The 6,637-nt window shown below is 66.9% G+C and carries 6 protein-coding genes and 1 rRNA gene; all 7 read right to left on the minus strand.

Annotation, left to right across the window (positions count from 1 at the left end; translation table 11 throughout):
• Positions 1-38 precede the first annotated feature (38 nt).
• Positions 39-923, minus strand: a complete 885-nt coding sequence (locus IE275_RS27175; RefSeq protein ID WP_189714060.1) for a zinc-ribbon and FHA domain-containing protein — start codon at positions 921-923, stop codon at positions 39-41.
• 82 nt (positions 924-1,005) lie between these two features.
• Complete coding sequence (locus IE275_RS27180; RefSeq protein ID WP_189714041.1) at positions 1,006-1,839, minus strand: DUF881 domain-containing protein; 834 nt, start codon at positions 1,837-1,839, stop codon at positions 1,006-1,008.
• Between the two features lie 5 nt (positions 1,840-1,844).
• Complete coding sequence (locus tag IE275_RS27185) at positions 1,845-2,177, minus strand: small basic family protein (protein ID WP_030798533.1); 333 nt, start codon at positions 2,175-2,177, stop codon at positions 1,845-1,847.
• The gene (locus tag IE275_RS27190) at positions 2,174-3,070 is read right to left on the minus strand and encodes a DUF881 domain-containing protein (RefSeq protein ID WP_229870591.1); all 897 of its coding nucleotides are present in this window, start codon (positions 3,068-3,070) and stop codon (positions 2,174-2,176) included. The genes IE275_RS27185 and IE275_RS27190 overlap by 4 nt, the downstream gene beginning before the upstream one ends.
• Positions 3,071-3,177: 107 nt before the next feature.
• A complete protein-coding gene (locus IE275_RS27195; protein WP_189714043.1) occupies positions 3,178-5,673 on the minus strand; it encodes a mannose-1-phosphate guanyltransferase in 2,496 nt (831 codons plus the stop codon).
• Between the two features lie 113 nt (positions 5,674-5,786).
• Positions 5,787-6,395, minus strand: coding sequence for a cardiolipin synthase ClsA (gene clsA, locus IE275_RS27200; protein WP_189714044.1), 609 nt, complete (start codon positions 6,393-6,395; stop codon positions 5,787-5,789).
• Between the two features lie 108 nt (positions 6,396-6,503).
• Positions 6,504-6,620, minus strand: a 5S ribosomal RNA gene (gene rrf / locus IE275_RS27205).
• Positions 6,621-6,637 lie beyond the last annotated feature (17 nt).

Below are 6,637 nucleotides of genomic sequence, written 5' to 3' on the forward strand. Positions count from 1 at the left end.
CTTCCCTGGGTTCCCCCCGGACGGAATCCGGGGGAGGGTCAGTAACCCCGCTGGCTCGCGTAGAAGACCAGCCGGTACTTGCCGATCTGCACCTCGTCACCGTTCGACAGAGGGACCTCGTCGATCCGCTCCCGGTTGACGTACGTGCCGTTCAGACTGCCGACGTCCGCCACCTTGAAGGTGCCGTCCGGGTTGCGCCGGAACTCGACATGGCGGCGCGAGACCGTCACGTCGTCCAGGAAGATGTCGCTCTGCGGGTGACGCCCGGCCGTGGTCAGGTCGCCGTCCAGCAGGAAACGGCTGCCCGAGTTCGGACCCCGGCGCACGACCAGCAGCGCGGAGCCCAACGGCAGCGCGTCGACCGCGGCCTGCGCCTCCGGGGAGAGCGCCGGCAGCTGGGTCTGGCCGGTGACCTCGGCGTCGTAGGCCTCGAGACCGGAGATCGAGATGGTGGAGGTCGTCTCCGACGGGCGCTCGGGCGTCAGTCCCGGGCGCAGCGGCGCACCGCAGTTGGAACAGAAGCGGCTGTTCTCCGCGTTGCGGTTACCGCACCTCGTACACACCAGGGCCGACATAGGGGAAAACCCTCCACCCGCACTTGAGGTTGACGGTTGGCCGAAACCTATGCCGCCGGACTGGGCAGGGTCAACAGACGCCGCGCCCTGGCCTCCGGAAATGTCACCACCCGGACCACCCACCTGGTCCCGGAACAGCGGCCGCTGGCCTTCTGCGTCAGGCTGTGCGCGATGGCGAGCGGTCGCGTTGTCGCTACCCTCTCGCGCGCTCTTGCCGAACAACTTCGCAAACAACTTCACGGGCGATTCCCCTTGACCGAAACAGACCCGCCCGTGGGGCAGGACGAACCCTGACTGATTACACCGGCCGACCCGGACACCTTCACAACGTCCGTATCCACCAGACAGTTTCCACCACGCACCACCCGATCGGTGCGCCGACCCCCCGCAACCTCATGCCCCTGCCGGACGGCCCCCATGCACCCCCGGTTCACTGCGAGGACGACCGAGCGTAGTCAGGCTGCTTCGCCGCTCGCAAGGCGTCCACGACGATCTTGGTCGATCGCTCGACGGACACCGTGGCCTGCTCCTTCTCCAGGGTCTGCACCACGCCTCCAGGGATGTTCAGCGCCGGCTCGAGGTCCTGCGGGTTGCCGATGACCTTGAAACGAAACGGCGCGTTGATCTTGTTCCCGTCGACGCTCACGCTCTTGGCGGAATCCGTGAGGTAGGTCCCGGCGACGACACGTACACCGTTCACCTGGATCGCCTCCGCACCCGCCGCACGCAGCTCCTGGATCGCGTCGAGCAGCATGTCCGCCTCGACCGTCCCCTTCGTGTCCTCGATGGTCATCGTGATGCCGGGCCCCTCAGCCGCCACCGTGCCCGCCAGAACGCCGAGTTGCCTCTCCTTCTCGACCGTCTGCTTGCGGGCCTCCTCGGCCTGGTCGGAGCTGTTCTCCAGCTCGTCCCGCTGCTTCTCGAGCCCTTCCTTCTCGTCCTCAAGACGCTGACTGCGGTCATCGAGTTCATCGAGGATGCGCACGAGATCCTCCTGACGCGCACCCCGCAGGGCATTGCCGCTGTCGCTGTTGGACGCGACCTGGACGGCCAGGCCGAATCCGAGGCCGAACAGCAGCAGCGCCACGATGAGTTGGGCCCGAGTGACACGCGGCGGCCACAGCCCCTTCACCAGCCGCTGCCGGCCGGTCAGCACCGGCTCGGCCGGCTCCTCCGGCGCACCCTGCTGCGAGGGAATCGCCGGCACCTCTTCGGGCAGCTCCTTGCGGAGTCTGTTCTCCGGGGTCGCGTCCTGGTTGCTCATCGGCCTCACGCCCGGAACACATGGCGGCGGATCGCCGCGGCATTGGAGAAGATCCGGATACCCAGCACGACGACGACACCTGTGGACAGCTGCGACCCCACACCCAACTCGTCGCCCAGGAACACGATCAGCGCAGCGACGACCACGTTCGACAGGAACGACACCACGAAGACCTTGTCGTCGAAGATCCCGTCGAGCATGGCCCGCAGCCCACCGAACACGGCGTCCAGAGCCGCCACCACGGCGATCGGCAGATACGGCACTACGGCGGCCGGAATCTCGGGCTGGACCAACAGGCCCGCCACGACCCCCACGACGAGGCCCAATACGGCGATCACGATGCGTCCTTCTCAGTTCTCGGCTCTGCTGTACGTACGATCACACTGGGTGCGGCCGGCAGCCGGACGTCCTCCTCCACGGAGATCGCGGTCCGGATGTCGTAGTTGTCCTGGAGCACACTCAGATACACACCGTCGGCGCTGTTCTGGAACCGGGTGCTGAGATTCTTCCCGTCCCCCACGGCGAGCACCGTGTACGGCGGCACCAACGGCTTGTTGTCGACCAGTATCGCGTCACCCGCGGCCCGGATCGCCGAGAGCGCTGTCAGCCGCTGCCCATTGACGGAGATCGCCTCGGCACCGGACTCCCACAGCCCGTTGACCACACGCTGCATGTCACGGTCCCGTACCCGGCCGGTGTCGGAGAACCCGGAGGTCTCACGCGGATCGCCGTCGCCACCCGTGGCCGCTTCCTTCGCATCGTCCACGACCAGCTTCACGCCGGGCCCGTGCACCGCGACGGCACCCGACAGGATGCCCACCAGGTCGGTCCGCCCGCCGCCACCGCTCTGCTTCAGCGCCTCCCGCTGCCGCGCGCTCACGTCGTCGCGGAGCTCGTCGACGGTGTTCTCCAGCTCGTCGGCCGCCTCGGTCTCACGGTCGATGCGGTCGATCAGCTCCTCGCGCTCCTTGGCCACGACCGGAGCCGCGACCCGCGCCTGTGCCGCGCCCACGGTCACGACCAGGGCCGCGAGCACCAGGCCGGCCGCCAGACCGAGCTTCGCCCGCGCCGTCCTCGGCAGGCCACCGGAGCCGTCCGCCCTCTTCCGGGCGGCGGCCTCGGCATAACCCTCGTCGAGGCTGTGGTCCATGACGTTGGTGAGCAGCGACATGGACGCGTCCGGGCGCGACACACGCGCGGGTGTGCTCCGAACGGGGGGCTGCTGCGGCATGCCGCACATCGTCGCACGTCGCGACCAGTACCTCCGAACGGCCCCACCGGCGTGCCGGACGGGCCCCCTTGCGGACACCTGTCCGGCACGCGCGCGTGCGGCGTGAATCAGCGTCCGGCGCTGTCCACGACCGACGACCACTCGTCGAGCAGGGCCTGCGCGGAGGCGTCGTCAGGGCCCTCCGCCCACAGATGGGTGACGGCCTCGGCCGGGTCGGGCAGCACCATCACCCAGCGTCCGTCCGTCTCCACCACCCGTACACCGTCGGTGGTGTCCACGAAACGGTCTCCGGCCGCCTCGACCACCCTCCGCATCACGAGACCCTTGACGGCCCACGGAGTCGCCAGATCCCGCTTCAGGACGTGCGCCCGCGGGATCCGCGCGTCGATCTGGCTGAGCGTGAGTTGCGTACGGGCCACGAGCCCGATCAGCCGCACGAACGCCGCCGTACCGTCGAAGACGCTGCTGAACTCCGGGACGATGAAGCCGCCCTTGCCGTCCCCACCGAAGATCGTCGACTCGTCCCGCCCGACCCGGGTCAGATCGTCGGGCGAGGTCGTCGTCCACTCGACCTGCGTCCCGTGGTACGCCGCCACCTGCTCGGCGATCCTCGTCGTCGTCACCGGCAGGGCCACCCGCCCGCTGCGCCGCTCCGCGGCCACCAGGTCGAGCAGCACCAGCAGCGCCCGGTCGTCCTCGATGATCCGGCCCTTCTCGTCCACCAGGGAGAGCCGCTCACCCACCGGGTCGAACCGCACCCCGAACGCCGCCCGCGACGAGGCCACGATCTCCCCGAGCCGCACCAGCCCCGAACGACGCTGATCGCTCGTCTCCGTGGGCCTGGCCTCGTTGAGACCGGGATTGATCGTCAGAGAGTCCACCCCGAGCTTCCCGAGCAGACTCGGCAGCACCAGACCCGCACTGCCGTTCGAAGCATCCACGACGACCTTCAACCCGGACTCGGCGATCCCGGTCGTGTCGACGTTCCGCAGCAGCGACCCGGTGTACGAGTCGAAGACACTGGCCGGGAAATGCAGGTCCCCGATCTCCCCGGGGAACGCCCGCCGGTACTCCTGCCGCGCGAACACCCGGTCCAGCTTCCGCTGACTGCCCTGCGACAGATCGGCACCCTGCCCGTCGAAGAACATGATGTCCACCGAGTCCGGCACCCCGGGCGACGTCCGGATCATGATCCCACCGGCACTCCCCCGCGCGGTCTGCTGCCGCGCCACGGGCAGCGGTACGTTCTCCAGATCCCGTACGTCGATGGCGCTGGCCTGCAACGCGGAGATGACCGCCCGCTTCAGCGCCCGGGCACCACGGGAGTGGTCGCGGGCCGTGGTGACCGTGGACCCCTTCTTCAGGGTCGTCGCGTAGGCGCCGGCGAGGCGCACGGCCAGCTCCGGCGTGATCTCCACGTTCAGGATTCCGGACACCCCGCGGGCACCGAAGAGATGCGCCTGCCCCCGGGACTCCCAGATCACCGAGGTGTTGACGAACGCGCCGGCCTCGATCGTCTTGAACGGATAGACCCGCACATTGCCCTGCACGATCGATTCTTCGCCGATCAGGCATTCGTCGCCGATCACGGCGCCGTCCTCGATCCGGCACGCACGCATGATGTCGGTGTTCTTTCCGACGACACAGCCGCGCAGATTGCTGTGCTGCCCGACATACACGTTGTCGTGCACCACGGCCTTGTGGAGGAAGGCCCCGGTCTTCACGACCACGTTGGAACCGACGACGGTGTGCTCACGGATTTCGGTGCCGGCCTCCACCTTCGCGTAGTCCCCGATGAACAGGGGCCCCCGCAGAACGGCGTCGGGATGCACTTCGGCACCCTCGGCCACCCACACGCCCGGGGAGATCTCGAAACCGTCGATCTCCACGTCGACCTTGCCTTCGAGCACGTCGGCCTGGGCCTTCACATAGCTCTCGTGCGTGCCGACGTCCTCCCAGTAGCCCTCGGCGACGAAGCCGTAGATCGGCTTCCCCTCCTTCATGAGCTGCGGGAACACATCGCCGGACCAGTCGACGGGAACATCGGCCTCGACGTAGTTGAAGACCTCGGGCTCCATCACATAGATGCCCGTGTTCACCGTGTCGGAGAAGACCTGACCCCAGGTCGGCTTCTCCAGGAAACGCTCGACCTTGCCCTCTTCGTCGACGATGGTGATGCCGAATTCCAGCGGATTGGGCACACGCGTCAGACAGACGGTGACCAGCGCGCCCTTTTCCTTGTGGAAGTTGATCAGCTCGGTGAGGTCGAAGTCGGTCAGCGCATCGCCAGAGATGACGAGGAAGGCGTCGTCCTTCAACGCCTCCTCGGCGTTCTTGACGCTTCCTGCGGTCCCGAGCGGCTTCTCCTCGTTGGCATAAGTGAGCTCCATTCCGAGCTCTTCACCGTCACCGAAGTAGTTCTTGACCAGTGACGCCAGGAACTGGACAGTTACGACGGTCTCGTTGAGCCCATGCCTTTTGAGCAGCCTGAGCACATGCTCCATGATCGGCCGGTTGACGACCGGCAGGAGCGGCTTGGGCATGCTTGAGGTCATGGGGCGAAGGCGTGTGCCTTCGCCTCCGGCCATCACGACGGCCTTCATGTCGGAAGCGTCCTCCTAGAAGAGACGACGGTCTAGCCGACTTCACCCGTCCTGATTGTCCCGCACTTTTTCTCAGCGGGCCCATCGAGCCACTGCCACGCCAATCGGCGAGCTCAGTCGGCCATGGCGTCCGCACGAACGATACGGCGGACCTGTACCACGTAGAGGACTCCTGCCCACCAGTAGAGCGTTGTACCCCATCCTGCGAACGCCCATCCGAAAATAGCGGCGAGTGACGCCAACCACCCGCTGCCGTCACTGAGCAGAAGCAACGGGAAGGCGTACATCAGGTTGAAGGTGGCCGCCTTGCCCAGGAAGTTCACCTGGGGTGGCGGATAGCCGTGCCGCCTGAGGATGCCCACCATCACCAGCAGAACCAGTTCGCGCGCCAGAAGTGCAGCCGTCAACCAGATAGGCAGAATCTCGCGCCAGGTGAGACCCACCAGAGTCGAGAGAATGTAGAGCCGGTCCGCGGCGGGGTCCAGGAGCCGGCCAAGGCTGCTGATCTGGTTCCAGCGCCGTGCCAGCTTGCCGTCCAGGTAGTCGCTGATGCCGCTCAGGGCCAGCACCAGGAGGGCCCAGCCGTCGCTCTGCGGGCCTCCGAACTCGGGCCTCAGGATCAGCCACAGGAAGAGCGGCACGCCGACCAGGCGCGCCATGCTGAGAATGTTGGGGATGGTGAGGACCCGGTCTGTCTGGACGCGGGTCTCCTGGACCTCCACCCGGGGGCCTCCGTAGAAAATGAGCCAACGATGCTCAATGACCTTACCTCAACGCAAAAAAGCTCTGGCTCTTGGGCTGCGTGCCCAAGAGCCAGAGCTCTAAAAGGAGTTCGGCGGTGTCCTACTCTCCCACAGGGTCCCCCCTGCAGTACCATCGGCGCTGTGAGGCTTAGCTTCCGGGTTCGAAATGTAACCGGGCGTTTCCCTCACGCTATGACCACCGAAACACTATGAAACTGTCC

The sequence above is a fragment of the Streptomyces phaeofaciens genome (assembly GCF_014648915.1).
In the GTDB taxonomy this organism is placed as follows: domain Bacteria; phylum Actinomycetota; class Actinomycetes; order Streptomycetales; family Streptomycetaceae; genus Streptomyces; species Streptomyces phaeofaciens.

Bases quoted from the DNA above. Each gene is read 5' to 3' on its own strand.
- IE275_RS27180 (WP_189714041.1), bottom strand. From the start codon at position 1,839: ATGAGCAACCAGGACGCGACCCCGGAGAACAGACTCCGCAAGGAGCTG.
- IE275_RS27190 (WP_229870591.1), bottom strand. From the start codon at position 3,070: ATGCCGCAGCAGCCCCCCGTTCGGAGCACACCCGCGCGTGTGTCGCGC.
- IE275_RS27195 (WP_189714043.1), bottom strand. From the start codon at position 5,673: ATGAAGGCCGTCGTGATGGCCGGAGGCGAAGGCACACGCCTTCGCCCC.